The sequence below is a fragment of the Ensifer sp. ENS11 genome, assembly GCF_014851895.1.
Classification (GTDB): domain Bacteria; phylum Pseudomonadota; class Alphaproteobacteria; order Rhizobiales; family Rhizobiaceae; genus Ensifer; species Ensifer canadensis.
The window spans coordinates 328,008-354,780 of sequence record NZ_JACVAN010000001.1 but is presented as its reverse complement, the minus strand read 5'-3'; the positions used below and the strand labels follow the sequence as shown (position 1 = coordinate 354,780).

22 protein-coding genes are annotated in these 26,773 nt (G+C 62.4%); 4 read left to right on the top strand and 18 right to left on the bottom strand.

Annotated elements, in window-relative coordinates; translation table 11 throughout:
* Window positions 1-46 precede the first annotated feature (46 nt).
* On the top strand, window positions 47-946 hold the full coding sequence (locus IB264_RS01780; protein WP_025425719.1) for a ribokinase: 900 nt from the start codon (window positions 47-49) through the stop codon (window positions 944-946).
* A 486-nt stretch (window positions 947-1,432) separates the two neighbouring features.
* Window positions 1,433-3,844, top strand: a complete 2,412-nt coding sequence (locus tag IB264_RS01775) for a methyl-accepting chemotaxis protein (protein ID WP_025425718.1) — start codon at window positions 1,433-1,435, stop codon at window positions 3,842-3,844.
* Window positions 3,845-3,918: 74 nt separating this feature from the next.
* Here IB264_RS01775 and IB264_RS01770 read toward each other — a convergent pair whose 3' ends face one another.
* Complete coding sequence (locus IB264_RS01770) at window positions 3,919-4,863, bottom strand: nucleoside hydrolase (protein WP_051509148.1); 945 nt, start codon at window positions 4,861-4,863, stop codon at window positions 3,919-3,921.
* A gap of 158 nt (window positions 4,864-5,021) precedes the next feature.
* Between IB264_RS01770 and IB264_RS01765 the strand changes: the two genes are divergently transcribed.
* The gene (locus IB264_RS01765; RefSeq protein WP_025425716.1) at window positions 5,022-5,453 is read left to right on the top strand and encodes an Hsp20 family protein; all 432 of its coding nucleotides are present in this window, start codon (window positions 5,022-5,024) and stop codon (window positions 5,451-5,453) included.
* Window positions 5,454-5,500: 47 nt separating this feature from the next.
* Window positions 5,501-5,758 (top strand): DUF1150 family protein, encoded by a 258-nt coding sequence (locus IB264_RS01760; RefSeq protein WP_025425715.1) that lies wholly within the window; start codon window positions 5,501-5,503, stop codon window positions 5,756-5,758.
* 120 nt (window positions 5,759-5,878) lie between these two features.
* Here the strand turns inward: IB264_RS01760 and trmB are convergent, their stop codons facing one another.
* From trmB to mutS, 17 genes are all read right to left on the bottom strand, one after another.
* The gene (gene trmB / locus IB264_RS01755; protein WP_025425714.1) at window positions 5,879-6,577 is read right to left on the bottom strand and encodes a tRNA (guanosine(46)-N7)-methyltransferase TrmB; all 699 of its coding nucleotides are present in this window, start codon (window positions 6,575-6,577) and stop codon (window positions 5,879-5,881) included.
* 99 nt (window positions 6,578-6,676) lie between these two features.
* Entirely contained in the window at window positions 6,677-7,915 is a 1,239-nt protein-coding gene (gene metK / locus IB264_RS01750) for a methionine adenosyltransferase (protein ID WP_025425713.1), read from the bottom strand.
* 197 nt (window positions 7,916-8,112) lie between these two features.
* A complete protein-coding gene (locus IB264_RS01745; protein ID WP_025425712.1) occupies window positions 8,113-8,529 on the bottom strand; it encodes a helix-turn-helix domain-containing protein in 417 nt (138 codons plus the stop codon).
* 147 nt (window positions 8,530-8,676) lie between these two features.
* The gene (gene lnt / locus IB264_RS01740) at window positions 8,677-10,272 is read right to left on the bottom strand and encodes an apolipoprotein N-acyltransferase (protein WP_025425711.1); all 1,596 of its coding nucleotides are present in this window, start codon (window positions 10,270-10,272) and stop codon (window positions 8,677-8,679) included.
* A 219-nt stretch (window positions 10,273-10,491) separates the two neighbouring features.
* Window positions 10,492-11,658: a hemolysin family protein gene (locus IB264_RS01735; protein ID WP_025425710.1), complete on the bottom strand. Its 1,167-nt coding sequence runs from the start codon at window positions 11,656-11,658 to the stop codon at window positions 10,492-10,494.
* Window positions 11,659-11,670: 12 nt separating this feature from the next.
* Window positions 11,671-12,177: an rRNA maturation RNase YbeY gene (ybeY, locus tag IB264_RS01730; RefSeq protein WP_025425709.1), complete on the bottom strand. Its 507-nt coding sequence runs from the start codon at window positions 12,175-12,177 to the stop codon at window positions 11,671-11,673.
* A gap of 18 nt (window positions 12,178-12,195) precedes the next feature.
* Entirely contained in the window at window positions 12,196-13,251 is a 1,056-nt protein-coding gene (locus IB264_RS01725) for a PhoH family protein (protein WP_025425708.1), read from the bottom strand.
* Window positions 13,252-13,277: 26 nt separating this feature from the next.
* Window positions 13,278-14,675, bottom strand: a complete 1,398-nt coding sequence (miaB, locus tag IB264_RS01720) for a tRNA (N6-isopentenyl adenosine(37)-C2)-methylthiotransferase MiaB (RefSeq protein WP_025425707.1) — start codon at window positions 14,673-14,675, stop codon at window positions 13,278-13,280.
* Between the two features lie 72 nt (window positions 14,676-14,747).
* The gene (locus IB264_RS01715; protein ID WP_025425706.1) at window positions 14,748-15,539 is read right to left on the bottom strand and encodes a 1-acyl-sn-glycerol-3-phosphate acyltransferase; all 792 of its coding nucleotides are present in this window, start codon (window positions 15,537-15,539) and stop codon (window positions 14,748-14,750) included.
* A 93-nt stretch (window positions 15,540-15,632) separates the two neighbouring features.
* Entirely contained in the window at window positions 15,633-16,130 is a 498-nt protein-coding gene (locus tag IB264_RS01710) for a GNAT family N-acetyltransferase (RefSeq protein ID WP_025425705.1), read from the bottom strand.
* A 6-nt stretch (window positions 16,131-16,136) separates the two neighbouring features.
* Complete coding sequence (tsaB, locus tag IB264_RS01705; protein WP_025425704.1) at window positions 16,137-16,796, bottom strand: tRNA (adenosine(37)-N6)-threonylcarbamoyltransferase complex dimerization subunit type 1 TsaB; 660 nt, start codon at window positions 16,794-16,796, stop codon at window positions 16,137-16,139.
* Window positions 16,797-16,917: 121 nt separating this feature from the next.
* Window positions 16,918-17,484: a NifU family protein gene (locus IB264_RS01700; protein WP_025425703.1), complete on the bottom strand. Its 567-nt coding sequence runs from the start codon at window positions 17,482-17,484 to the stop codon at window positions 16,918-16,920.
* Window positions 17,485-17,592: 108 nt separating this feature from the next.
* On the bottom strand, window positions 17,593-18,084 hold the full coding sequence (locus IB264_RS01695; RefSeq protein ID WP_025425702.1) for a universal stress protein: 492 nt from the start codon (window positions 18,082-18,084) through the stop codon (window positions 17,593-17,595).
* 52 nt (window positions 18,085-18,136) lie between these two features.
* Window positions 18,137-19,201: a tryptophan--tRNA ligase gene (gene trpS / locus IB264_RS01690; RefSeq protein ID WP_057204292.1), complete on the bottom strand. Its 1,065-nt coding sequence runs from the start codon at window positions 19,199-19,201 to the stop codon at window positions 18,137-18,139.
* Between the two features lie 155 nt (window positions 19,202-19,356).
* Window positions 19,357-20,961: a murein biosynthesis integral membrane protein MurJ gene (gene murJ, locus IB264_RS01685; RefSeq protein ID WP_025425700.1), complete on the bottom strand. Its 1,605-nt coding sequence runs from the start codon at window positions 20,959-20,961 to the stop codon at window positions 19,357-19,359.
* Entirely contained in the window at window positions 20,958-23,801 is a 2,844-nt protein-coding gene (locus IB264_RS01680) for a [protein-PII] uridylyltransferase (RefSeq protein WP_025425699.1), read from the bottom strand. The genes murJ and IB264_RS01680 overlap by 4 nt, the downstream gene beginning before the upstream one ends.
* A 203-nt stretch (window positions 23,802-24,004) precedes the next feature.
* Window positions 24,005-26,749, bottom strand: a complete 2,745-nt coding sequence (gene mutS, locus IB264_RS01675) for a DNA mismatch repair protein MutS (protein WP_025425698.1) — start codon at window positions 26,747-26,749, stop codon at window positions 24,005-24,007.
* Between the last annotated feature and the right edge of the window lie 24 nt (window positions 26,750-26,773).

Below are 26,773 nucleotides of genomic sequence, written 5' to 3'. Positions count from 1 at the left end.
CGGGCACTCTCCGGCCAAAATCAGCAATTCGACGGGACATCTTCACATGATCACTGTTTTTGGGTCCATCAATATGGACCTGATCGCCACGACCGCGCGTCTGCCGAAGCCGGGCGAAACCGTTGCCGGCTCGGGCTTTTCGACTGCCGCCGGTGGCAAGGGCGCCAATCAGGCGCTGGCCGCACGGCGTGCCGGCGCCATCGTTCACATGGCCGGCGCCGTCGGCTCGGACAGCTTTGCCGACGGCGCGCTCGAATTGCTGCGGGAGGCCGGCGCCGACCTGTCCTTGACCAAAACCGTCGAGGAGCCGACGGGCACGGCCCATATCCTCGTCGGCGGTGAAGGCGAGAATGTCATTGTCGTCGTTGCCAGCGCCAACGCAACGGTCAACGAAGCCGATGCAGTTGCCGCCGTTGGTGGCCTGAACGCCGGCGACACCCTGATGCTGCAGCTGGAGATACCGGCAGCGTCGGTGGAAAAGGCGCTCTCGGAAGCCCGGCGCAAGGGCATTCGCTCCGTCATCAATATCGCGCCCCTGACCCCGGAAGCGGCCCGCCTCGGCCGGCTGGCCGATATCGTCATCGCCAACGAGACGGAGTTCGAACTTTTGGCCGGCAAGACCGGGATCGAAGGTCACGAACGCGAAGAGGCAATGAGAAAGCTGCACGCCGAAACCGGCCACACAGTCATCGTCACGCTGGGCGCGGAAGGCGTCATCGCCGTGCACGAAGGCGAGGTCCATCGCGCCCGCGGCCTAAAGATCGACCCGGTCGATACCGTCGGTGCCGGCGATACGTTCTGCGGTTACCTGGCTGCAAGCCTCGACGAGAAGCTCGCATTTCCCGACGCGCTCCGACGCGCCGCGGTGGCGGGTTCACTCGCCTGCCTGAAGCGCGGCGCCCAGCCCTCGATCCCGCTTGCCTCGGAAGTCGAGCCGCGCATCTAAGGGCCTGATCCGATCTTGAAGTGCGTTGCGATCGTTCGATTGCCGCACTTCAAAGCTCTCGCTTTTGCCGATGTCGTTATCGCAAATAGCTGCACACTTTTCCGGGCAGACTTTGACGCCCGTCGCGCGACCTGGTTTGAACGGCGAGGCTTTCCGTTCCTGCTGTGCCGAAAGCGCCCTTTCAGCGGGCAACGACCCTGAAAATCACTCTTCGACAGCCTTTGCGCAATCCGGACAGTCTTTGTCGCGGAGGTAAAACTTTGCGCGGAAATTCTCCATGAGCGGCGCATGAATTGGCCGTTGCGTTGGCCCAATCTTAAGATTTGCTCGGCTATTCAAGACCATGAGAAAGCCGGTTCCCCAAGGAATGGGCAGCCTCCTTAATGCCGGTCGGCATCTGGCGCTCCATGATGGAGTTTCACCCACATTGTGAAATGCGTTCGCCGCAGGTTGTCTCCTGCGGACCTCCCAGCACGTGAGGATTTCATGTTCAAGTTCCAAGCCAAATCGCTGGCGACCAAGCTGATCGCGGTGACAGGCGGCACGATCGCGCTCGTGTTGCTCGCCTCGAACTTCGTTCTCATCTCCCAGACACAGGAGCGCGTCGAAACGCTGGTGCTCGACCAGGCAACCGGCGAAGCGAAAGCCATCGCTTCTGATATCGCCGGCGGCATCGGCGAACTGGCAAGCGCTTCGCGCTCGATGGCCGGCATCCTTGGCCGCAGCCACGCGGAAAAATCGATGGAACGCGCCGGTGTAATCAACATCCTCAGGGCCAATCTCGAACAGAACCCATTCGCCTTCGGCAGCTGGTTTGCCGAAGAGCCCAAGGCCTTTGACGGCCGCAAGGAGGACGTGGCCAACAACAAGGAGCTGGGTGCCAACGAGGAAGGCATCTTTGCGCCCTACTGGTCGAAAAACCGCGAAAACGAGATCCAGTTCTCGACCTTCCGCGCGGACTACGCGGCGGAATGGTACAGCCTTGCGGCAAAGAGCGGCAAGGGCGCAATCACCCCGCCCTATACCGCGCAGGACACCGATGTCCCGACTGCGATGAGCTCGATCGCCTATCCGGTCACGTCCAACGGCAAGCTGATCGGCGTTTCTGGCGTCGACATCTCGCTCGCTTCGCTGGCGGACGGCCTCTCCAAGCTGAAGCCGTTCGAAACCGGCCGCGTCTACCTGCTGTCCCAGACCGGCAAGTGGCTGGTCGCGCCGATCCCGGAGCTTTTGCTCAAGGATTATGACGGCGAAGGCAACGAGGTCGTCAAGAAGGCACTGGCTTCGGGAACTTCGGGCGTCGTCAAGAACCTGTCCTACGACGGCAACGAGCCCTTCGACCGCGTTGTCTACCCCTTCGCCGTTTCGGGTGTGAACACCAGCTGGATCGTGCTCGTCGACGTGCCGCGCACGGCGATCAACGCGCCGGTCCGCGACCAGACCTACATGATGATCATCGGGGGCCTGGTCGTTCTCGGCGCGGTGCTGCTCGGCCTTTACTTCGCAGTCCGTGGTTTTGTCCAGCAGCCGCTTGCAGGCCTCGTCAGGGACGTCCGCAACCTCAGCAACGGCGACTACGGCAATTCGATCACCGGCCAGGACCGCTCCGACGAGACGGGCCAGGTGGCAAAGGCGCTCGAAGGCTTCCGCCACCAGCTGGCCGACACCAAGCGGCTCGAAGGCGAAGCCCGCCACGAGCGCGAGCAGGCGGAACACGAGCGTAGCCGTTCCGAGACCGAGCGGGCCGAATCCAGCGCCCTCCAGCGCGACATCGTCGCCCGCCTCGGCAAGGGTCTTTCGCACCTCTCCTCCGGCGATCTCGCCTTCCGCATCACCGACGAATTCCCCGGTGAATATGCCCAGCTGAAGCGCGACTTCAACGCGACAATGGACAGCCTCGAAGAGACGATCCGCACCGTCAACCACTCCATCGTCAACATCGGCAACGGCACCAGCGAGATCAGCAGCGCCGCCAACGATCTGTCGCACCGCACCGAACAGCAGGCGGCAAGCCTGGAAGAGACGGCGGCAGCTCTCGACGAGCTGACCTCGCAGGTCAACGCCAGCGCCGAGAACGCCAAGGTCGCCGCCAAGTCGGTGGACGTGGCCAGCAGCGATGCCGGACAGTCCGGCGAAGTGGTGCAGAAGGCGATTGCCGCGATGAAGGGCATCGAGCAGTCGTCGCACGAGGTCAGCCGCATCATCGGCGTCATCGACGAGATCGCCTTCCAGACCAACCTGCTGGCGCTCAACGCCGGCGTCGAAGCCGCGCGCGCCGGTGACGCCGGCAAGGGCTTCGCCGTCGTCGCCCAGGAAGTCCGCGAGCTTGCCCAACGCTCGGCAAACGCTGCCAAGGAGATCAAGACGCTGATCAACACCTCGGCGGGCCAGGTGCGCGAAGGCGTCGACCTCGTCGGTCGCGCCGGCGGCGCGCTCGAAAAGATCGCCGAACAGGTGGTGCAGATCAACGGCCTCATCCGCCAGATCTCGAGTTCGGCTTCCGAACAGGCCGTCGGCCTCAAGGAGATCAACTCGGCCGTCAACCAGATGGACCAGGTGACCCAGCAGAACGCCGCGATGGTCGAAGAAACCACTGCCGCCGGCATGGCGCTCAACGAGGAAGCACGCTCGCTGAGCACGCTGGTCGCCCGCTTCCGCGTCGCTCAGCGCTCGGGAACGACGGCAGCCCAGCCGAACTCGACGGAGATGTTGCGCGGTACGGCCGAGCGCATGCGCTCGGCCGAACGCCCGGCACCCGCACCGGCTCCTACCTATGCCCGCGACACCCGTCCGGCACCGAGTGCCGCGCGCGCCGGCTATACGCCATCGACCCAACGCGTCCTGACACAGACGTCCGGCGCCAACGCGTTGGCACAGGACAATTGGGAAGAGTTCTGATCCAGTAATCGATAAAGCAAAAAAACGGCGCCTCTCGGGGCGGCGTTTTCTTTTGTGGTTTTGGCTCGCGGCGATCAGATGCGCGCCAGCCGCTCTGTCAACAGGTCGAAGAAACCCTGATCGTCGATATGACGCATGACCTTGGCATTGTGCGTGCGGCCCGTGACCTGCCACCAGTCGACCACGGTCATGCCTGATGTCAGCGGCGACTGAACTTCGATCTCGACATTGCAGTCACGACCGGTGAAAAGCTCCGGCCGCAGGAGGTAGGCGATGACGGTCGGATCATGCAGCGGGCCGCCGTCGGTGCCGTACTTTTCGATGTCGAACCGCTCGAAGAATTCCAGCATTTCCGCCATGGCGATCGCCGGTGCGCTGCCGATCTCACGGATCTTCGCCACGCGCGCCTTGTGCGTCAGCACCCGGTGGGTGACGTCGAGCGGCATCATCACGATCGGAATACCCGAACGGAAGACGATGTCGGCCGCTTCCGGATCGACATAGATGTTGAATTCGGCCGCCGGCGTGATGTTGCCACCCTCAAAGAAGCCGCCGCCCATCATCACCAGTTCGCGCACCCGCGGTGCAATGTCCGGCGCCTTCTGAAGGGCAAGCGCGACGTTGGTCAGCGGACCGAGCGTGCAGAGCGTGACCGTGCCAGGTGCTTCAGCGCGCAACGTGTCGATGATGAAGTCGACGCCATGCTGGGCCTGAAGCGCCATCTTCGGCTCGTCGAGAACAGGTCCGTCGAGACCGGTCTTGCCGTGCACATGCTCGGCAGTGACGAGCGGACGGGCGATCGGCCGGTCGGCGCCGGCGAAGACCTTGACTTTGGTCCTGTCGCACAGTTCGCAGATGATGCGGGCATTGCGCGCGGTCATGGCCAGAGGAACGTTGCCGGCGACCGTCGTGATCCCCAGGATATCGATTTCTTCCGGACTGCCGAAAGCGAGCATGATGGCGGCGGCATCGTCCTGCCCGGGATCAGTGTCTATGATTATTTTTCTCGGCACAGGCACGCTTGTGTTCCTCCTTCGGATTCTCGCGCTGCGGACTATGATTTGCGTGCACGCCGGAGGCAAGCGGCTTGCGCTCATTGCGCACAGCTACCATATTGGAAGGGGATGCTGCTTGGCAGGTCCGCAGAATGGTCGCTTGATCTTACAAGGACTTGGGAATGAGCAGAATTACGCCTTTCACGAGCCCACTCCTGCTGGGTTTCGACACAATGGAAAAGACCCTTGAGCGTATCGCCAAGGGAAATGACGGCTACCCGCCCTACAATATCGAGCGCATCCGCGGCGACGATTCGGTCGATGCGCCAGAGCGATTGCGCATCACGCTCGCCGTCGCCGGCTTTTCCGAAGAAGATCTCGACGTCACGACCGAGGAAAACCAGCTCGTCATTCGCGGCCGTCAGATCGACACCGGCGATCGCGATTACCTGCACCGCGGCATTGCCGCCCGGCAGTTCCAACGCACATTCGTGCTTGCCGACGGCATGAAGGTGCTTGGCGCGGAATTGCGCAACGGCCTGCTCTCGGTCGATCTCGTTCGTCCGGAACCGGTGCGTATGGTAAAGAAAATTAACATTTCAGTCCCAGAGTAGGATAACCGGCGGGATTTTCCCCTGGCCGGCGACCACGGAGTACCACCATGGGACTGAAAGCCATCACCTCGTCATTGTCAAAAAACGACCTCGCACATCTGGGAGAGGGCGAAGTCGGCTATATCAGAAAGATGCGTTCGGAAGAGGTTTCCCGCTGCTTCCCGGAAGCGCCTGAAATGGGACCGGGCATCGATCTGTGGGCCCTGTTCGGTGCGGACGGCACGCCGATCCTTTTGACCGACAACCGCTCCAGCACCTTCTACAAGGCTGCAGAAGACGATCTGAAGACCGTCAGCCTGCATTGATCGTCAGCTGCGGCGAAGCTCGCCGCTGGAACGTCAAGGCGCTGCGCGTCAAATCTGGCGCGCAACAGAAGCTGCTGCAACGCTTCGAGTGTCCTTAATATGCTGTGCGTAGACCGCCGCTTAAACGCGACGGAAGGTAAGATAGGCGGAACTCCGCCCTTCCCTGCGCGCCTTGGCCTCGTAGCGCGTGCTCGGCCAGCCCTCAAACGGCGTCAACCAATCCGATGCCTGTTCGGCCGTCCATTCGAAGGCGGCATGGTCGCGGCAATGCAGCAGCGTCCAGTTGACGTAGGTGTCGATATCGGATGCGAAGCAGAAGAGGCCGCCGGGCTTCAGCACCCGTGCGAAGCGGTCGAGATTGACGCTGGAGACGAAACGACGCTTCCAATGCTTGCGCTTCGGCCAGGGGTCAGGATAGAGCAGGTCAACCTGGTCGACGCAGGCGTCCGGCATCCAATCGAGCACCTGCGTGGCGTCGTCATTGTAGAGACGAATGTTGGAGACACCCTTCTCCTCGATCTGCCCGATCAGCTTCGCCATCGAATTGACGAAGGGTTCGACGCCGATGAAACCGGTCGAGGGGGTCTCGGCCGCGCGGTGGATCAGATGCTCGCCGCCGCCAAAACCAATTTCCATACGGACGCGATCGACCGGCTCGGGAAAGAGCGACTTCATGTCCTGCGGCGCGGCAGTGCCGAGATCGAGCTTCAGCTTCGGTAGAATGGTTTCGAGGTGTGCCGCCTGGCGCTCGCGCAAGGGCTTGCCCTTGCGGCGTCCGAAGAAGGCTTCCGTGGCGCGGCTGCGGCGCGGTTCAGTCATGACAATCTTCCTTCAACGAGCAAGGCGGACACCCCTTTCGGGGGCATCCGCCTTTATCTTTAGCGGCCGGACGTTCTGTGTCCGGCAAATGTCGAAGCGTCAAGCCCCGATGGCTTCCTTGAGCGGCTTGACCAGATCAAGCTTCTCCCAGGAGAACGAGCCGTCACGGCCGGCCTTGCGACCAAAGTGGCCATAGGCAGCGGTCTTGGCGTAGATCGGCTTGTTGAGGTCGAGATGACGGCGAATGCCGGTCGGCGACAAGTCCATCGTCTTGCGGATCGCGCTTTCCACCTGGTCCTCGGAGACCTTGCCAGTGCCGTGCAGGTCGACATAGACCGAGAGCGGCTGGGCAACGCCGATGGCGTAGGAAAGTTGGATCGTGCAACGATCGGAGAGGCCGGCAGCAACGACGTTCTTGGCGAGGTAGCGGGCTGCATAGGCAGCCGAACGGTCGACCTTGGTCGTGTCCTTGCCCGAGAAGGCGCCGCCGCCATGCGGAGCTGCGCCGCCATAGGTATCGACGATGATTTTGCGACCCGTCAGGCCGGCATCCCCATCCGGGCCGCCGATGACGAACTTTCCGGTCGGGTTGATGTACCAGGTGCAATCGCTGGCGATCTTCAGATCGTCAAGCGCTTCGCGGATATAGGGTTCGACGACCGCACGAACCTTGGTCGAATCCCAGCTCTCATCGAGATGCTGGGTGGACAGAACGATCGAGACGACTTCCGCCGGCTTGCCGTCGATGTAGCGAACGGTGACCTGGCTCTTGGCATCCGGGCCGAGCTTGGCGACTTCGCCGTCGCCCTTCTTGCGGGCGGCTGCGAGCAGATGCAGGATGCGGTGCGAATAATAGAGCGGCGCCGGCATCAGTTCCGAGGTCTCGCGGCAGGCGTAACCGAACATGATGCCCTGGTCGCCAGCACCCTCTTCACCCTGCTTGTCGGACGCGCTGTCGACGCCCTGGGCAATGTGTGCGGACTGGAAGTGCAGGAGCACGTCGATCTTGGCCGTTTTCCAGTGGAAGCCGTCCTGCTCGTAGCCGATGTCGCGGATCGCCTTACGTGCGGCAGACTTGAACTTCGAGGGGTTGATGACGTCGTTGCCGTTCTTGTCCTTCTTCAGAAGGCTCGGCGGCAGGCGGACTTCGCCGGCGATCACAACGCGGTTCGTCGTTGCCAGCGTTTCGCAGGCAATGCGTACGCCCCAGGGATCGACACCGGTCTTGGCAGCTTCGCGGTAGACCAGATCGACGATCTCGTCGGAGATACGGTCACATACTTTGTCCGGGTGGCCTTCGGCTACGGATTCACTCGTGAACAGGTAGTTTGCACGCATGCGGGAATTCCCCTCAAGAAGATAAGCGCTGGCATCGTGTTAGTGGTTTTGCGACCGAAAAACAAGCGAACAACGACATAAATATATCTTTATATCGACATCGGAGCCAATCACTTCCGATATCAGAGGGAAACGGCGGACAAGAAAAAAGCGGCACAAATGGCCGCTTTGTTTTCCAATCCCGATGGGTTTCGGGACTATTCGCTTTCTGCTTCCGCAGCCAGAGCCTTGACGAGGTCGACAAGCTTGCGACGCACCTTGGGATCGTTGATCTTGACGAACGCGCGATTGAGCTGAAGGCCTTCCGAGGAAGAGAGGAAGTCGACAACGTAGTTCGAGCTGGAGGCTTCGGCCAAGCCGGAAGCGCTGGTGTTTTCACCGGGAGCGTCTTCGAAGAAGAAGGAAACGGGGACGTTCAGGATGCTGGAAATGTTCTGCAACCGGCTGGCACCAACGCGGTTCGTGCCTTTTTCGTACTTCTGGATCTGCTGAAAGGTGATCCCCAGGCTTTCGCCCAGTTTTTCCTGGCTCATGCCAAGCATCGTGCGGCGAAGGCGAATCCGGCTACCGACGTGAATGTCGATCGGGTTCGGCTTCTTTTTATTTTCCATCATATCTGCGTTCCTAAACACGCTGTTTCGATCATCCACGGACTGGCGTGGGGACACCGCACACCGCTGCAACCGCAACGGTGAAGACAAACGAGTCGCCACAGCAGATACCGATGGTCCGGTCCACTATGCAATTTTAGGGGTTTTAGGTCAATTCTTCCTAATATTAAAACTAACACGCGAGAAGGCTGCAACCAGCAGGAGGAAGATTGCGCACAACCCGAAAATGCGGCTACGAATGACCTCATTCGTGGGCGTAGGAAGCCTTCCCGGCAGAATTGTGTCGATCACTCCCCTATAATTGTAGGCCAATCCTACCACTAAAACCCCACGTGCATCAACAATCGCTGATATACCATTATTGGCTGCACGGATAAGGGGTAATCCCGTTTCCACTGCACGCAACTGCGCCTGATGGAAGTGCTGACGGGGGCCCGGCGTGTCGCCGAACCAGGCATCATTGGTGATGTTGAGCAGCGCGTCGGCGCCGCGCGCATCAGTGCCGATCTCGTCGGGGAAAATCGCCTCATAACAGATGAGCGGGTAGAACGTGCGCCCGCCGGGCAAGGTCAGTAGCGACCGGGTCTTGGCGGCCGAGAAACCACCCGGCAGGGCGGCCGCGACCGAGCTTAGGCCCCAGGACGAGAGCATGTCCTCGAACGGCAGATATTCACCAAAGGGAACGAGGTGCACCTTGTCGGCAGCACTCATGATCTGCCCGCGTTCGTCGATGACGTAGATCGAGTTGTAATAGCGCGGCGGCAGGCCGGCGCCGGCATCTTCCGCTCGCACCGCGCCGGCAATGAGGATCTGCCCGTCATCGAGCACTTCGGCAATGCGCGCAAGCGCATCGGGACTGTCGGTGAGGATGAACGGGATCGAGGTTTCCGGCCAGACGACGATATCGGGCTTCTTGGTTTCACCTTCGGCTGGTGCCGTGGTCAAAGCCAAATGCTCCTCGAAGATGGCGCCGCGCTCGCTATCATCGAGTTTCTTTGCCTGATCGATCACCGGCTGAACGAGGCGAACGGCAAGCGGCTGATCCGGTCCGCCGGGCGCCGGCAGCGCAAGCCGATAAAAGCCGAAGCCGGTATGGGCCGCGAAAAGCGCCACAGCAAGGCTGAGACCAATACGGCTGCCCTTGCCGGTCGCGATAAGGGCCGGCGCCGCAAAGACGAAAACCGCCAGCATGTTGATGGTTGCGAGGTTCAGGACACTTGCCGACTGCATCATCAACGGCATCGGCATCGCCGCATAGCCGATCGCATTCCAGGGAAAGCCGGTAAAGATGAACGAGCGCAACCATTCAGCCAAGCCAAAACCCAGCGCCAGTGCTGCGATCCGGCCCACGCCATCCGACCAGAGGATGCGGGCAATCAGGGCCGCGAGCGCGTAGAACAGGGCAAGGCACGCCGGAAGCCCTACGACTGCCAGCGGCAATGCCCAGGCGAAGCTGTCCGCCTCCACCAACAGTGCGTTACCAAGCCACCAGAGCCCGCCGAGGAAATAGCCGAAACCGAACGCCCAGCCGATGCAGACTGCCGGCCAGAGCCGCCGGATTACGCCGCCGTCCGGATGGCCGGTCGCGCCGTCGAGCAGCCAAACGAGAACAGGAAAGGAGAGGAAGGCAGCCGCAAAGATGCCGAACGGCGGCTGTGTCAGAACAGCCAGGAGGCCCGCGGCAAACGCGAGCAATAGCCGGGGGGCGCCCGACAGAAGCATGATCCTGCCAGCCAGTCTTTCCATGCAGCCTCCTGTTGGCGCAGGCCGCGAAACACGACGCTGCGCGGGAAGAACAACCGAATCAGTTGCCGGCAGTGTTCCAAAAAAGTGGCTGCTTGTCCCCTTTGCAGCACCACGCGTCGAATTTGACGCGCAAAAGGGACGCCACCGATCGAGGATCGGTGGCCGTTCTCAGCGAAGGTCGAGACCGAGCTTCGCTGAGAAAACAATGTGGGGAAAAGCCTATTGCTCTCCGGCGGCGGCCTGTTGCGGCTCGGTACCGTTGCCGCGATTGGCGGGCGCCTGTTCCTGTGCCAACTCGCCTTCGGATCGCACGATGCGACGACGGGCCGGCGGACGCTTGCGCATGATCCGCACCCGCTTGACGCGGCGAGGATCGGCGTCGAGGATTTGGAACTCAAAGCCTGGCAGTGCCTGCACCACCTCGCCCCGCACCGGAATCCGCCCCAGCGACGCGAAGATCAGGCCACCGAGCGTATCGACATCCTCAAGCTGTTCGCGAACGTCGAAATCGGAACCGATCGCTTCGGCGATCTCCTCCAGCTCGACGCGGGCATCGGCGACGAAGACGTCCTCCGAGGTCTTGGCGAACATGACCTCGTCGTCGTCATGCTCATCCTCGATGTCGCCGACGACCATCTCGACGATGTCTTCCAGCGAAACGAGACCATCGGTGCCGCCATATTCGTCGATGACGAGCGCCATCTGGATACGAGCGGCCTGCATGCGCTGCATCAGGTCCGAAGCAAGCATCGACGGCGGCACGAACAGGAGCTGGCGGATTATGCCCACCTCCTCCAGCGACTTGCCGAGATCGACACGCGACAGATCGAAGGTCGCTTTCGGCGATCTTGGTGTCTTTTCAGCCGAAGACGACGACGCGGCGGTAGTCTGAGCCTTGCCGTTGCGACGGCGGTTGCGGGCCTGCTTGGTCACATAGGCGAGCAGGTCGCGAATGTGGATCATGCCGCGCGGATCATCCAGACCTTCGTTGTAGACCGGCATGCGCGAGCGCCCCGATTCCTCGAAGATCACCATCAATTCGCCAATGGTGATGCTCTGGTCGACGGCTTCGATATCGGCGCGCGGGACCATCACGTCTTCGACGCGGACTTCGCGGAAGCGCAGGATGTTGTTGAGCATCGCCCGCTCTTCGGGCGAAAATGCCGTGTTGCTGTCGGCGTCCGTCAGCAGTGCGTCGGCAAGGTCCTCGCGGAGGCTCGAAGGATTGGCACCACGCAAAATGCGCGCGGCCCGGCTCCAGAAGGACGATGTGGATTTGGTGCCCTCTTGTCGAGTGGCGGTGCTACTACTGCCCGCCTCCGCCTCTCCGGAGGCATCGGCCTCCTCGGTCGCCATTGCGACGGGCTGTGTTTTAAAGTCGCTCATTGGTCCAAACTGTTAATCCGGGGATCGGTCCCCGTAAGGATCAGATAAGCCAAGACGCGCCAAAATGCGAGTCTCCAGGCTTTCCATTCTTTCGGCTTCATCATCTACCATATGATCATAACCGAAAAGATGCAGGAATCCATGCACGAGAAGATGCGTCAGATGCGCATCGAACGTCTTCTCCAGACCCTCAGCTTCGCGCTCGAGGGTTTCGCGCGCAACGATGATGTCGCCGAGCATCGGCCCCGGCATCTTGCCGGGCGTCAGCGGAAACGCCGGGAAGGAAAGCACGTTGGTCGGCTTGTCCTGGCTGCGCCATTCGGCATTGATCATGCGAATGGAAGCGTCGTCGGTGAAAACCAGCGACAGCTCGGGCTGCATCTTCGGGAACGGCTGGCCCTCTTCCGCAGTCAGGAAGGCTGCGGCCGCCTCGAGCACCGGCGACGAAAAGGCGAGAAGCGTCTCTTCGTCGGGCCAATTGCCCTCCTCGACGCTGATCTGGATATCCAATGCAGTCATGATCGCAACGACCGCCGATCAGCGGTCGCTCTGCTCGCTTTCATCGTGCACGGCGGTCTGGGCCTCGTAGGCCCGGACGATGCGTGCCACCATCGGATGGCGCACGACGTCGACGTCCTTGAACCGGACGACCGAGACACCCTCGACGCCGCGCAGGATCTGCAAGGCCTCGACCAGACCCGATTTGACGCCGCGCGGCAGGTCGACCTGGCTCGGGTCACCGGTCACGATCATCCGGCCGTTTTCGCCGAGACGGGTCAGGAACATCTTCATCTGCATCGATGTGGTGTTCTGGGCCTCGTCGAGAATGACGGCGGCATTGGCAAGCGTGCGACCGCGCATGAAGGCCAGGGGTGCGATTTCGATGACGCCTGCCGTGATGGCACGCTCCACCTTGTCGCCCGGCATCATGTCATAGAGCGCATCGTAGAGCGGCCTGAGATAGGGGTCGACCTTCTCCTTCATGTCGCCCGGCAGAAAGCCGAGGCGTTCGCCGGCTTCGACGGCCGGACGGGAAAGCACGATGCGGTCGACGGCACCACGCTCAAGAAGCTGCGCCGCATGGGCAACCGCGAGGTAGGTCTTGCCGGTACCGGCCGGACCGACGCCGAAGACGAGCTCGGAACGCTCCAGCGCGCGGATATAGGCATCCTGCGTCGGCGTGCGGGCGACGATCGTCTTCTTGCGCGTTGAAATCTGCGCCATCGTCAATTTGGCTTTTTTCTCCATGGTCGGCAATTGCAGCTGGTCGTCGGCAGCGACCGCCATGCGGATCGCGCCTTCCACATCCGACGTATCGATCGATCCGCCACTCTGCAACCGTCCATAGAGAAAATCGAGTGCGCGGCGCGCCTGATTGGTGGCAACGACATCACCTGAGATCGCAACGGAATTGCCGCGCGGGTGCGCTTCGATCCGGAGGCGCTCCTCGAGGAGCTTCAGATTCTGATCGAACTGCCCGAAGAGTTCGCTGGCGAACCGGTTGTTCTCGAATGTGAGCACGAAGTGATTGGCGTCTGTCGCAGTTGTTTTCGACTGGCGCGATGATGAAGAGATCAGTTCGTGTCCGTTCAAGCGGTTCAGGCTCCTGTGTTTGGTCCTTACCCGATCATCTCGGCAAACAGACTGTTCGGTCCCGCCTTGATGATTCGCACCTTGATAATGTCACCGATTTGCGATGCTTTTGCATCAACATTCACGGGCTGCAGCCAGGGGGACCGGCCGACGAGTTGCCCGGGCATGCGGCCCGGCTTCTCCAAAAGCAGGTCGATTTCGCGTCCGACACAGGATTCGGCAAAGGCGCGCTGCTGCGAAATCAGCAAAGCCTGCAATCTTTCCAGACGCTTGGCTTTTACGTCCTCCGGAACCTGATCCTCGAGGTCGGCGCCGGGCGTGCCGGGACGGGTCGAATATTTGAACGAAAATGCCTGTGCATAACCCACGGCCTCGACCAGCCTTATGGTCGCTTCGAAGTCTTCGTCGGTCTCGCCGGGGAAGCCGACGATGAAATCACCCGACAAGGCGAGGTCCGGCTGCACCGCGCGGATGCGCGCGATCAGCGCCAGATACTCGGCCGCCGTATGCCGCCTGTTCATCGCCTTGAGGATGCGGTCGGAGCCTGCCTGGACCGGCAGGTGCAGATAGGGCATCAGCTTCGGCATCGATCGATGCGCCTCGATCAGGCTGTCGTCCATGTCGCGGGGGTGGCTGGTGGTGTAACGCAGCCGCGCCAGCCCCTCGATGTCGCCAAGACATTGCAGCAGATCGCCGAGGCCCCATTCGCGGCCGTCGGGGCCGAGCCCATGCCAGGCGTTGACGTTCTGGCCGAGCAAGGTGATCTCGCGCACACCGGCTTCGACCAGCTTTTCCGCTTCCGAGACGATCTGGGCGACGGGACGGGAGACCTCCGATCCGCGGGTATAGGGAACGACGCAGAAAGTGCAGAACTTGTCGCAGCCTTCCTGCACCGTCAGGAACGCTGTGACGCCGCGCGCGCGGGTCCTGGCCTTGTCGGGTGCCGGCAGATGCTCGAACTTGTCCTCGACGGCGTAGTCGGTCTGGACGACGCGCTCGCCGTTGCGCGCACGCTTCAGCGCTTCCGGCAGACGGTGATAGGTGGTCGGCCCGATGACGAGGTCGACCGCCGGCGCGCGGCGCAGGATCTCGTTGCCTTCGGCCTGGGCAACGCAGCCAGCAACGCCGATCACCATCTCCCGGCCCTCGAGCGCCTTCGCCTTCTTCAGATCGCGCAGGCGACCGAGTTCGGAATAGACCTTCTCTGCCGCCTTCTCGCGGATGTGACAGGTGTTGAGCAGGACGAAGTCGGCATCCTCAAGCACATCCGTCGAGACATAGCCGTCACGCGTCAACGCATCCGACATGCGGTCGGAATCGTAGACATTCATCTGACAGCCGTAGGTCTTGACGAAAACCTTGCGGGCCGGCGTGCGTTCGTCGCCCGTTGCGGGCGTCGTCAGAAGAGCTGTTTCCTGGGTCATGCCGGTTCTTTAGTGCAAAGCGGGTCAGAATTGAAGTATTTTTGCCTGCCGGCATTCACGTGGCCACCAGCGTCAGGCCCGTCCGCGCAGGCGGTCCGACAGCATCGAGCGGATGCGCTGCTCGATCACGCGGCTGACTTCCTTGCGGTTGGTGTGGTGGTCGTAGTCGACGGCCTCGCCGAAATCGACATCCACCTCGATCGCCCCTTCGCGCAGGATACCGAGCAGATGCGGCACCAAGCCGGTATCACCGGGCCAGGCGGCGATCGGCCTGTTGAAGCGCCCCATCGGCATTCCGTGAATGCCCGTATAGGATATGGCGACCGGCTGAACGTGGACCATGCCGGTCGGTGAATGCGGCACAGCAGAAGCGGCTGCGCCGAACAGCGACGTCTTGATTTCGAGCAGGCGGTTGCCGTCGGAGGTCGTGCCTTCCGGGAAAAGCACGACGATCTCGCCGCAAGCGAGCCGCTGGCCGATCTCGCTGACCTGCTTTCCGGTCGACCGCTTTTGCTCGCGCACGACGAAGATCGATGCCTGCAACCGCGCGAGAATGCCGAAGACCGGCCATTGCTTGACCTCGGACTTGGCGACGAAGACGACGTCGGCAACCGAAGACAACACCAGGATATCTTTCCACGAGGCGTGGTTGGCGCACAGAAGCAGCGGCCGGCGGCGTTCGGGCATGCCATGGACGCGCACCTTGATGCCGAGCAGATAACAGGCCATGCGGTGCCAGTAGCGCGGCAACAGGCGGCGCGGCTTCAGATCGAGCCAAAGGCAGACGATCTGGATCGGCATCAGCACGAGCGAGGCCAACGCCAGCACCAGCGCGAACAAAATGATCCGCAGCCAATTGATCATCGAAAAGGATTTCCTGCGCCGTTCACGCGCCACTCCGCATGGTTGCGCGAAGCCCCGGTTCATCCGGGGCGTGCCGAACCAATCCGGTTCGCACTAGCGAAGATCGAGCCGCATGACAAGCGCAGCGGTGCGCTGTCCTGTCTTGTCCTGGTAATAGGCGCGGCGTTCGCCGACCTTGAGGAAGCCGAGCTTACGGTAAAGCCCGATCGCGGCCTGATTGGTCTCGTCCACTTCGAGGAACAGCGTGTCCGATCCCTTGACCGAAGCTTCGCGCATCGCCGCCTGCATCAGCCGCCAGCCGAGGCCGGAACGGGCATAGCGCGGATCGACGCCGATGGTCAGGATTTCGGCCTCGCCGGCCACCGCACGCGACAGAACGAAGCCGCCGAAGGCAGGCCGGAGCGAGCCGTTGGTCTGGCGAGCGACAAAGCCGAACACCGTGTCCTGGACCAGCAAGGCGTGGATTTCGCCATCGCTCCAAGGCGCCGCGAAGCGCTGGCGATGCAGGCCGGCGGCGGCGATGAGATCCGGCTCTTCCAGCGGGAAGATGTCGAATTCGGCACGGCGCGTGAAGTAATCGGTGAAGTTCATCTGTGTCTAGGCTCGGGCAACGGCAAAGCCCGCTTGCGGCTTGGCGTCGGGCCCACGAAGATATAGCGGCTTCGGCTTGGCCGAGGCTGGATCAGCAATAACACCGAGCCGCGCAACGACTGCGATATCGACGAGATCCGGGGTCTTGACCGGCGTCAGAGAGGCGAGCAGTTCGGCGCCCGAACCGGCCACGCATCCCTCGAAACCGGCAAAGCGGTCGCGGGCAACCGTGACCGACAGCGCTTCCGGCTCCGTGACGGCATGGCCTGCGGCATCGTAGGCCTGGACATAGACCTCGTCGCGCTTGGCGTCGATCGCGACCAGCACCGATTTGCCCGGCGCCGCGGAACGGGCTTCTTCTGCGATAACGTGAAGGGAGGAAATGCCGACCGCGGGCTTGCCAAGCGCAAGCGCCAGTCCGCGCGCCGTCGCGACCCCGACACGGATACCGGTGAACGATCCCGGGCCGATGGTGACGGCGATGCGGTCGATATCGCCGATCGGGCGATCGGCTGCGACGAGCGCCTCGTCGACGAACTCCATCAGCCTTTCGGCATGGCCACGGCCGATGTCGGCACCGGATTGCCCGAGAACTGCCGACGAACCACTGTCATAGATGGCAGCGGAACAGCCGGACCCTGATGTGTCGATGGCAAGTACGATCATTTCAGTTGCAGCGATTTCCAGACGCATCATGCCGCGAAGCCCGATCGGCATCGCGGTTACGCTTACTCACACTAGTGATCAGCTGCAGCCTCGAAAGGCGCAGCCGTTCGCCATCGCGATATCAGACGGCTTCGACCGCTTCCACCTCGGGAACGAAATGCCGCAGCAGATTCTGCACGCCATGCTTCAGGGTCGCCGTCGACGACGGGCAGCCAGAGCAGGCACCCTTCATGTTCAGGAACACGGTACCGTCCTTGAAGCCGCGGAAGGTGATGTCGCCACCGTCCTGAGCCACCGCCGGGCGAACCCGGGTTTCGAGCAGTTCCTTGATGGTTGCGACAATGGTCTCGTCGCCGGGCTCGAAGAATTCGTCTTCTTCGTCCAGCTGCTCGGCGCGGCCCGCTCCGGCCATGATCGGCGCACCGGACATGAAGTGCTCCATGATCGAGCCGAGGATGGCGGGCTTCAGGTGCTGCCACTCCTGCCCGTCCTTGCTGACGGTGATGAAGTCGTAGCCGAAGTAGACACCGCTGACGCCAGGGATCGAGAACAGGCGGGCAGCAAGCGGCGAACCGGCGCGTGCTTCTTCCTCGTCGCGGAATTCGGCAGTGCCGCTTTCCAGAACGACCTTGCCCGGCAGGAACTTGAGCGTGGCCGGGTTCGGCGTGGCTTCGGTCTGGATGAACATGTCTCTCTCCGTCTCGCCGGGATCGGTTCCCTCAACCGGCTCTTTAGAATAATTCAAAAGAATATAAGATCTTCGTTCCGCCCTCGCAAGAGCGCAAAGAGACGCAGCTCAGCTGAGCGCGTCGATTTCCTCGTCGGTGAGCAGATCCGGGATGACCGTCACCGGGATCGGGAAGGCGGCCGCCTTGCCGGCGATCGACGACACCAGCGGACCGGGGCCCTCCTTTGCCGAGCCTGCGGCCAGAACCAGGATGGCGATGTCGCGATCCTCTTCGATGGCCGAATGGATCTGCTCGGTTGCTGCCCCTTCGCGGATGACGATTTCGGGTTCTATTCCGATGCGCTCGCGGACGGACTGCGCCACCTTGGCGAGCGTCGCTTCCGCCTCGTCGCGCGCTTCCGCACGCATGATTTCCTCGACCCCCAGCCATTGCTGGAAGTCGCCGTCGGCGATGACATAGAGCAGGACGAGACCGCCATTGGAATTCTTGGCGCGCATGCCAGCATAGTGGACAGCGCGGCCGCATTCCGGGGTATCGTCGATCACCGCCATGAATTTGCGGCGGTGACCTTCAAGTCGTGAGAGTCGGGTCGAGACCATGCGGCGAACATTACACTCCAGATAAGCCGCCGCAAGGCCTCATTTTCGCCTTTTACTGCAGAAATCCGATGATTTCGCGAACCTCGCTCATGGTCTTTTCCGCCCGCGCCCGGGCACGCTCGCCACCATCGCGAAGGATGGCGTCGATGTGGGCCGTGTCGCCCATCAGGCGGCGCATCTCGCCAGTGATTGGCGACAGAACCTCGACCGCCAGGTCGACCAGGGCCGGCTTGAACACCGAGAACTGCTGGCCACCGAATTCGCCCAGCACTTCTTCCTTGGTCTTGTCGGAAAGGGCCGCATAGATGCCGACGAGGTTTTCCGCCTCGGGGCGTCCCTTGAGGCCGTCGAGCTCGCTCGGGAGCGCATCCGGGTCGGTCTTGGCCTTGCGGATCTTCTTGGAGATGGTTTCGGCATCATCCATCAGGTTGACGCGCGAAAGATCCGACGGATCGGACTTCGACATCTTCTTGGTGCCGTCACGCAGCGACATGACACGCGGCGTTGCGCCGCCGATCAGCGGCTCCACCGGCGGGAAATAGGCATGAACAGGCTCTTCGCCGACGACCATGTCGACGCCGTAGCCACCACGACGGATGTGCTCCATGAAGTCGATATTGAATTTCTGGGCGATGTCGCGCGTCAATTCGAGATGCTGCTTCTGGTCGTCGCCGACAGGAACATGGGTGGCGCGATAGACGAGAATGTCGGCGGCCATCAGGCTCGGATAGGCAAGCAGGCCCAGCGAGGCGTTCTCGCGGTCCTTGCCGGCCTTGTCCTTGAACTGGGTCATCCGGTTCATCCAGCCGATACGGGCGACGCAGTTGAAGATCCACGCGAGTTCCGCATGCTGCGGCACGGCCGACTGATTGAAGACGATATGCTTTTCCGGATCGATGCCGGACGCGATGAAGGCTGCGGCGATCGAGCGGATCTGCCCCTTCAGGTCCTCATGCACGAGCTGCGCGGTGATCGAATGCAGGTCGACGACGCAATAGATGCAATCGTTGTTTTCCTGCAGAGCCACGAACTTGCGGATCGCGCCGAGATAATTACCGAGATGGAGGTTGCCCGTCGGCTGCACACCGGAAAATACGAGCGGCTTGAATTCGTTCATGTCGTCCTCAATAGGCTGGTGGAGGGCCCCAGGGTTCATCACCCATGTTGCTAACGGCATGGCTTATGCACGTCGGGCGGGGCGCGATCAAGTGGTGCGAATCCGAGTGGGCGACGCCGATTAAAATAGGCATCGCCGCTTCATCACCGGATGGTTCAGGCGTCTGCGTCCGGCGCTGGAGCAGGGTCTGCCTTGGCCTTCGCCTTGCGCTTGATGTTGCGGCGGATCATGCCGAGATTAGCGCCGCCGATACCGAAGGCGATCGCGAAATAGATCGCCATGGCGACGGCCACCAGACCGCAGAGCGTGGTTGCGCGCACGATCAACGGCGCTGCCGACGACACTTCGTAGGCCAACCACTGAAGAGCATAATGCAAGGCGAGCGCCATGCCGGCCGCGGCAATGACGAGACGGGGAATGCGGGTCAGAAGCGGAATGTCGCGTCCCCAATGGCCACGCCAGACGAGCATGCCGAACAGCAGCACGGCATTCACCCAGCCGGCAACGATTTCCGCCGTCGCGATGCCGCTTGCGCCCAGCCGCGGAAACAGCGTCAGCGCCAGCGACACGTTCACCGCAACCGAAATGCCGGCAAAGACCATCGGCGTGCGCGTGTCCTCGCGGGCAAAGAAGCCGGGGATGAACGCCTTGATCAGCACGAAAGCCGGCAGGCCGAGGCCGTAGATCGCCAGGATATGGCCGACGACCACCGTCGACGACGCGGAGAATTCACCACGTTCGAACAGCAGCCGGACAATCGGCTCCGACATGACAAGCAAGGCCGCCGCCGCCGGCAACGTCAGAAACAGGGTGAATTCCACCGAGCGGTTCTGCAGGTTCGCGGCCTCGTTGACGTTGCCGGAGCGCAGCGCGCGCGCCAGTTCCGGCAAAAGCACGGTTGCGACCGCAATGCCGACGACGCCGAGCGGCAGCTGGTAGATACGGTCGGCATAGACGAGCGACGACACAGCACCTTCCTGCGCCGAGGCGATGTTGGTGTTGATCAGGAGGTTGATCTGGGTGATGCCGCCGGTGATCGCGGCCGGCAACGCCAGCACCAGCAGCCGCCTGACATTGGCCGTCAGCCGCGGGCGGCGAAAGCCGATCTTGATGCCGGCGTCGCGCACCGCGACCCAGACGATCGCCAATTGCACGAGACCGGCCGCCATCACGCCCCAGGAGAGGCCGTAGCCGACCGCAATCGGATCCTGGCCGATGTACCAGGCATGGCCGAGGATGCCGATGAGGATGATATTGAGGAACACCGGAGCGATCGCCGCGGCGAAATAGCGGTGCAGCGAATTGAGCATTCCCGCCATCATCGCGGCAAGCGACATGCAGGCGAGATAGGGAAACATGATCGTCGCGAAGACGATGGTATTGCCGAGCTTCGCCGGATCATTGGCGAAACCGGGCGCGATCAGGTTGCTGACGATGAACGGCATCGTCAGTTCCATCACCACCGTCAGGAACAACAGCACGGTGAAGAGAACGCCGAAGACTTCTTCGGAGAACCGCCGCGCCCCTTCCATGCCGTTCGCCTCGATCTCCCTGGCAAAAAGCGGCACGAAGGCGGAATTGAATGCGCCCTCGGCAAAGAGCCGGCGAAAGGTGTTGGGCAGGCGGAAGGCGGTGTTGAAGGCATCGGCGACCGGGCCGGTGCCGAGGGCCGCCGCCATGAAGGTTTCGCGGATGAAGCCGAACAGACGGCTGCCGAGCGTGGCGCCGCCGACGGTTGCAAATTTCTTGACCAGACTCATGTTTCGGCTTTTGTCGTTCTTTGAGCGGAGGACGTGCCTACGGCAGGCGCGATGATGCCGGATGGCATCCGGTCTCGAACCTCGTCGGCCTCGTCGGCCATGACGGCCTTGAGGCGGGCGGCGATGTTCATCTGGCGGTTTTCACTGGTGACCTTCTGGCCGACGAGATCGGTGATGTAGAAGGTGTCGATGACCTTCTCGCCGAAGGTGGTGATGTGCGCCGAGGCAATGTCGAGCGAAAGGTCCGACAGGACGGCGGTGATCTCCGACAGCAGGCCGGGACGGTCGAGACACTCGACCTCGATGACCGTGAACTTGTTCGACAGCGTATTGCTGATCGTCACCTCAGGCGTAACAGTGAAGGCCTTGTTGCGCTTCTTGACCTTGGTGCGGCTGGCGATCACCTCCGGCAGCCGCTTGCGACCGGACAGCGCGTCCTCGATCAACCTGCCGATGCTGGCCGCCCGGCGCGTCTCGTCGCCGTCGACGGAAAACTCGCGGTTGACCAGGATCGTATCAAGCGCCCGGCCGTCCGAAGTGGTGAAGATCTGCGCGTCGACGATGTTGGCGCCCGCCGCAGCACAGGCGCCGGCGATGACCGTCAAGAGCCGCGGATGGTCGGGCGACAGCACGGTGATTTCGGTGATCGCATGGAACTGGTGCGTGCGCACCATGGTCGACAGCGCCTTGCCGGCGGCATCCGCCTCGCGGATGAAGCGGGCGTGACGCACCTGATCCTCGAGCGCCACGGTCAGCAGATAGGGTTGATAATGCAGCCGCACATAGGCTTCGCGCTCGCTTGCCGGCCAGTCGGTCAGCGCGTCGCTCAGCATCGTTGCCGCATGGGCAGCGCGCTCCTTGCGCGACAGCTCGGAGAAGCCGCCCGAAAGCAGGAGTTCGGTTTCATAATAGAGTGTACGGAGCAGCTGCCCCTTCCAGCCGTTCCAGACGCCCGGGCCGACGGCGCGGATGTCGCAGACGGTGAGGATCAAGAGCATCTTCAACCGGTCGAGCGACTGCACCCGCTCGGCAAAGTCGACGATGGTCTTGCGATCGTTGAGGTCGCGGGTCTGGGCGACCATCGACATTGTCAGGTGCTCGTCGATCAGCCAGGCGACAAGCTCGGTTTGCTTCGGCGTCAGGCCAAAGCGCGGGCAGAGCCGGCGCGCCACCTTGGCACCGGCGACCGAATGATCCTCCGGCCGACCCTTGGCGATATCGTGCAGAAGCACGGCGACGTAGAGCACCTCGCGGTCCTCGATCCCCGGCATCAGTTTGGCGACCAGCGGGTGGGCGTCCTCCTCGATGCCGCGCTCGACGCGCGAGAGAACGTCGACCGCGCGCAGCAGATGCTCGTCCACCGTATAGTGGTGGTACATGTTGAACTGCATCATCGAGACGATCTTGCCGAAATCCGGAATGAACCGCCCGAGCACGCCCGCTTCGTTCATGCGGCGAAGGATCAGCTCCGGCTTGCGGCGCGAGGTCAGGATCGACAGGAACAGCCGGTTCGCCTCCTCGTTCTCGCGCAGCTGCGGCTTGATCAAGCCGAGCGAGCGCGTCACCTGCCGAAGCGCTGCCGGGTGGAACTCGAGATTGTTGATGTCGGCGATGTGGAAGAAGCGCAAAAGGTTGACCGGATCGCGCTTGAACACATCGGGGCTCGAAAGTGCTATGCGCCCGCCGTCATCGACGAAGTCGAGCGTGCCGGCAATCTTGCGGCTGCGATGGGTGAAGCGGCCGATGATGCCGGAAAGGCCGGGCGCGTCCTTGGCCTGCTGGTCTTCGAGTGCGGCGCAGAAGATGCGGGTGAGATCGCCGACATCCTTGGCCACCAGGAAGTAGTGCTTCATGAAGCGCTCGACCGCCGAAAGGCCGGGGTGGTCGTGATAGCCGAGCGCCTCGGCGATCTCGCGCTGAATGTCGAAGGACAGCCGTTCCTCGGCCTTGCCGGTCAAGAAATGCATGTGGCAACGCACCGCCCAGAGGAAATCCTCCGCCTTCTGGAACAGCTTGTATTCCGTGCGGGAGAGGACGCCGAGCTTGATCAGATCGGCCGAATCCTTGACCCGGTAAAAATACTTGGCGATCCAGAACAGTGTGTGCAGGTCTCGAAGCCCGCCCTTGCCTTCCTTGACGTTGGGCTCGACGAGATAGCGCGTGTCGCCGGCCTTGCGGTGGCGCTCGTCGCGTTCGGCAAGCTTGGCGGCGATGAAGTCCGGCCCGGTGTTGCGCACGATCTCATGGTCGAAGCGCGTTTCGAGTTCAGCCGCCAGCGTTTCGGAACCACAGATATAGCGGGTCTCGAGGATTGCCGTGCGGATCGTCATGTCGGCACGCGAGAGCCGGATGCAGTCCTCGATCGTGCGGGTGGCGTGGCCGACCTTGAAGCCCAGATCCCACAGGATGTAGAGCATGAATTCGATGGCGGGCTCGGCCCAGACGGCCTTCTTCACCGGCAGCAGGAAGAGCAGGTCGATGTCCGAGCCGGGTGCCAGCGTGCCGCGGCCGTAACCGCCAACGGCAGCGACAGCGATGCGGCTTGCCGGGGCTGCATTGGCGGCATCGAAAATCTCGTTGAGCACGAAATCATGCAGCACCGTGATCAGCTGGTCCTGAAGCCAGGAGATACGCTCGGCGCAAAGGATACCGCCGCCATCGCCAGCAAACAGTTCGCGCGCCTTGGCGCGGCCTGCAACATTTGCCTGTTTGAAGGCCGCAAGCAGTGCCTGACGCATCGGTTCGCGCTGCTCGGCGTGGGCCGAGGCGATGAAGTCGCATTTCGCCCGAAGCGCCGCGACGTCGAGAATTTCGGGAAAGGAAGTTTCGTGTCTGCCCATGAAGTGCCGAGGGGCGTCCTGTCCGACTGGTTGCGTGGTCCGCTGCATGAAGAGCATTCCTGCATGCTCCCATCCGATCAAGGCCGAACCGGGACGTTGCAGCATTTCAAAATTAATACAGGCTCATCGCCACGCCCTCGAAAGGCGCGCGGCGCTGTATAGCCTTTTTCACCGACGCATGCACAGGAAAAACGGTATGCCCGTCACCGGGCGCTCAGTTCCTTTTTCAGGGCGTAGAGTGCGTCCAGCGCCTCGCGCGGCGTCATATCGTCGGGGTTGAGTGCCTTCAGCGCCTCGTCAACCCTGGAGTTTCCAGCGGGCTTGGCTTCCTCGCGCCGGATCGCCACCTGGAACAACGGCAGATCGTCGATCAGCTGGCTTGCGGGGTTCTTGCGATCGGCGTCTTCGAGCTTGGCAAGCACGTCCTTGGCCCGAGCCACGACCGAAGCCGGCAGACCGGCAAGACGGGCGACCTGAATACCGTAGGAACGGTCGGCGGCACCCGGCCCGACCTCGTGCAGGAAGATCACGTCGCCGTGCCACTCTTTGACGCGCATGGTCGCATTCGAAAGCCGGCCGAGCTTTTCCGAAAGCACGGTCAGCTCGTGGAAGTGGGTCGCGAACAATCCGCGGCAGCGGTTCGCCTCATGCAGATGCTCGACGGCTGCCCAGGCAATCGACAGACCGTCGAAGGTCGCAGTGCCTCGGCCGATCTCGTCGAGGATCACCAGCGAGCGATCGGTCGCCTGATTGAGGATTGCCGCCGTCTCGACCATCTCGACCATGAAGGTCGAGCGTCCGCGGGCAAGATCGTCGGAGGCGCCGACGCGCGAGAACAGGCGGTCGACAATGCCGATATGGGCGCTTGCGGCGGGAACGAAGGTGCCCATCTGCGCCATGATCGCAATCAGCGCGTTCTGCCTGAGGAAGGTCGACTTACCGCCCATGTTCGGACCGGTCAGAAGCCAGATCGCCCCGCCCTCTTCGCCTGTTGGCGGCGACAGATCGCAGCCATTGGCAACGAAGGCGTTGGACGCCTGACGCTTCAAGGCTTGCTCGACGACGGGATGGCGGCCGCCTTCGATGGCGAACATGCGCGTGTGGTCGACGATGGGGCGAGCATAGTTCTGCTCTTCGGCAAGCGTCGCGAGGCCAGCCGAAACGTCGACGGTCGCAAGCGCCAGCGCCGCAGCCTTGATGATTTCGGCCGCCGCCACGACGTCTGATGTCATCGCCTCGAACGCGGCAAGCTCGATCGACAGCGCCCGGTCGGCCGCATTGGCGATCTTGCTCTCAAGCTCGGCAAGCGCTGTCGTGGTGAAGCGCATCGCGTTCGCCATGGTCTGGCGATGGATGAAGCGGGCGCGGCCCTCGTCGGTGTCGGTCATCGAGCCGGCATTGCCCGCCGTCACCTCGATGAAATAGCCGAGCACGTTGTTGTGCTTGATCTTCAGCGACTTGATGCCGGTCTCTTCGGAATATTGCAGCTGCAGCCCGGCGATAACCCGGCGTGACTGGTCGCGCAGCCCCCGCACCTCGTCGAGATCGGCACTTGCCCCTTCCCGCAGGAAGCCGCCGTCGCGCTTCAGAAGCGGCAATTCGTCGGCAAGCATCGTATCGAGGTGGTCGAGGACGGCCGATGGCAGGGCATCGATCGCCGCCCGTGCCTCGACAAGCTCCTCAGACAGATTGCCGGAAGCCATCAGCCGGGAGATCGTTGCCGCTGCCTTGAGGCCCGCCTGGATGGCGCCGAGGTCGCGCGGGCCGCCGCGGCCAAGCGCCAGCCGCGACAACGCACGCGGCATGTCGGGGGCGCGACGAAGAGAATCGCGCAGATCGCCGGCAAAGGAGGGCTGGCTGGCCAGAATCTCGATCGAATCCAGCCGCTGGTTGATGCGATCGGGATCGGTCAGCGGTGACATCAGCCGTTCGGCCAGGAGCCGCGCTCCGCCGCTCGTCACGGTTCGGTCGAGCGCTTTCAAAAGCGTGCCTTCGCGGGCGCCCGACAGGGTTTTGACGAGCTCGAGGTTGGCCCGCGTCGCCGGATCGATGAACAATGTCGAGGCAGCGCTCTCACGCTCGGGTGTGCCGAGAGCCGGACGTTCGGCAAGCTGGGTCTTTTCGACATAGGAGATGGCAGCGGATGCCGCCGCCAGTTCGGCGCGCGAAAAGCTGCCGAAACCATCGAGCGTCTTGACGCCGAAGTAGCGGGCGATGCGGCCCTCGGCCGTGGCGCTGTCGAACAGCACGCCCGGCTGCGGCACGGCCACCCGGCCGAGCACGTCGAACACGGGACGCAGTTCCGGGTCGTGGAAGACGGTGTCGGCGAGGATCAGTTCGCGCGGCTCGATGCGCAGGATGTCGGCGAGCAACCGGCTCTCACCGGTTTCGGCGAGCCTGAAGATGCCGGTCGAGATATCGATCCAGGCCAGCGCATAGGCCGGCTCCGAACCGCTCTTGATGCGGGCGAGCGCCATCAGATAGTTGGTCTCCGAGGGCGAAAGCAGCTTCTCCTCGGTGATCGTCCCCGGTGTCACCAGCCGGACGACGTCGCGGCGCACGACTGATTTGCTGCCGCGCTTCTTGGCTTCGGCAGGATCCTCGACCTGCTCGCAGACCGCGACGCGAAAGCCGAGACCGATCAGTTTCTGCAGATAATCGTCGGCCGCATGCACCGGCACGCCGCACATCGGGATTTCCTGTCCCATATGCTGGCCGCGTTTCGTCAGCGTGATGCCGAGCGCCCGCGAGGCTTCGACTGCGTCCTGGAAGAACAGCTCGTAGAAGTCGCCCATGCGGTAGAAAAGCAGCGAATCCGGGTTGTTCGCCTTGATCTCGATGAACTGCTCCATCATCGGCGTCGCCGTGGAGCGGCTCTCCTCGGTCGCCAGTTCGGCTGCAGAAAACACCTCGCCGGAGCGGCTCGATTGGTCTGTCACGAAATTCATGATTGTCCCGAAAAAAGAGATGGC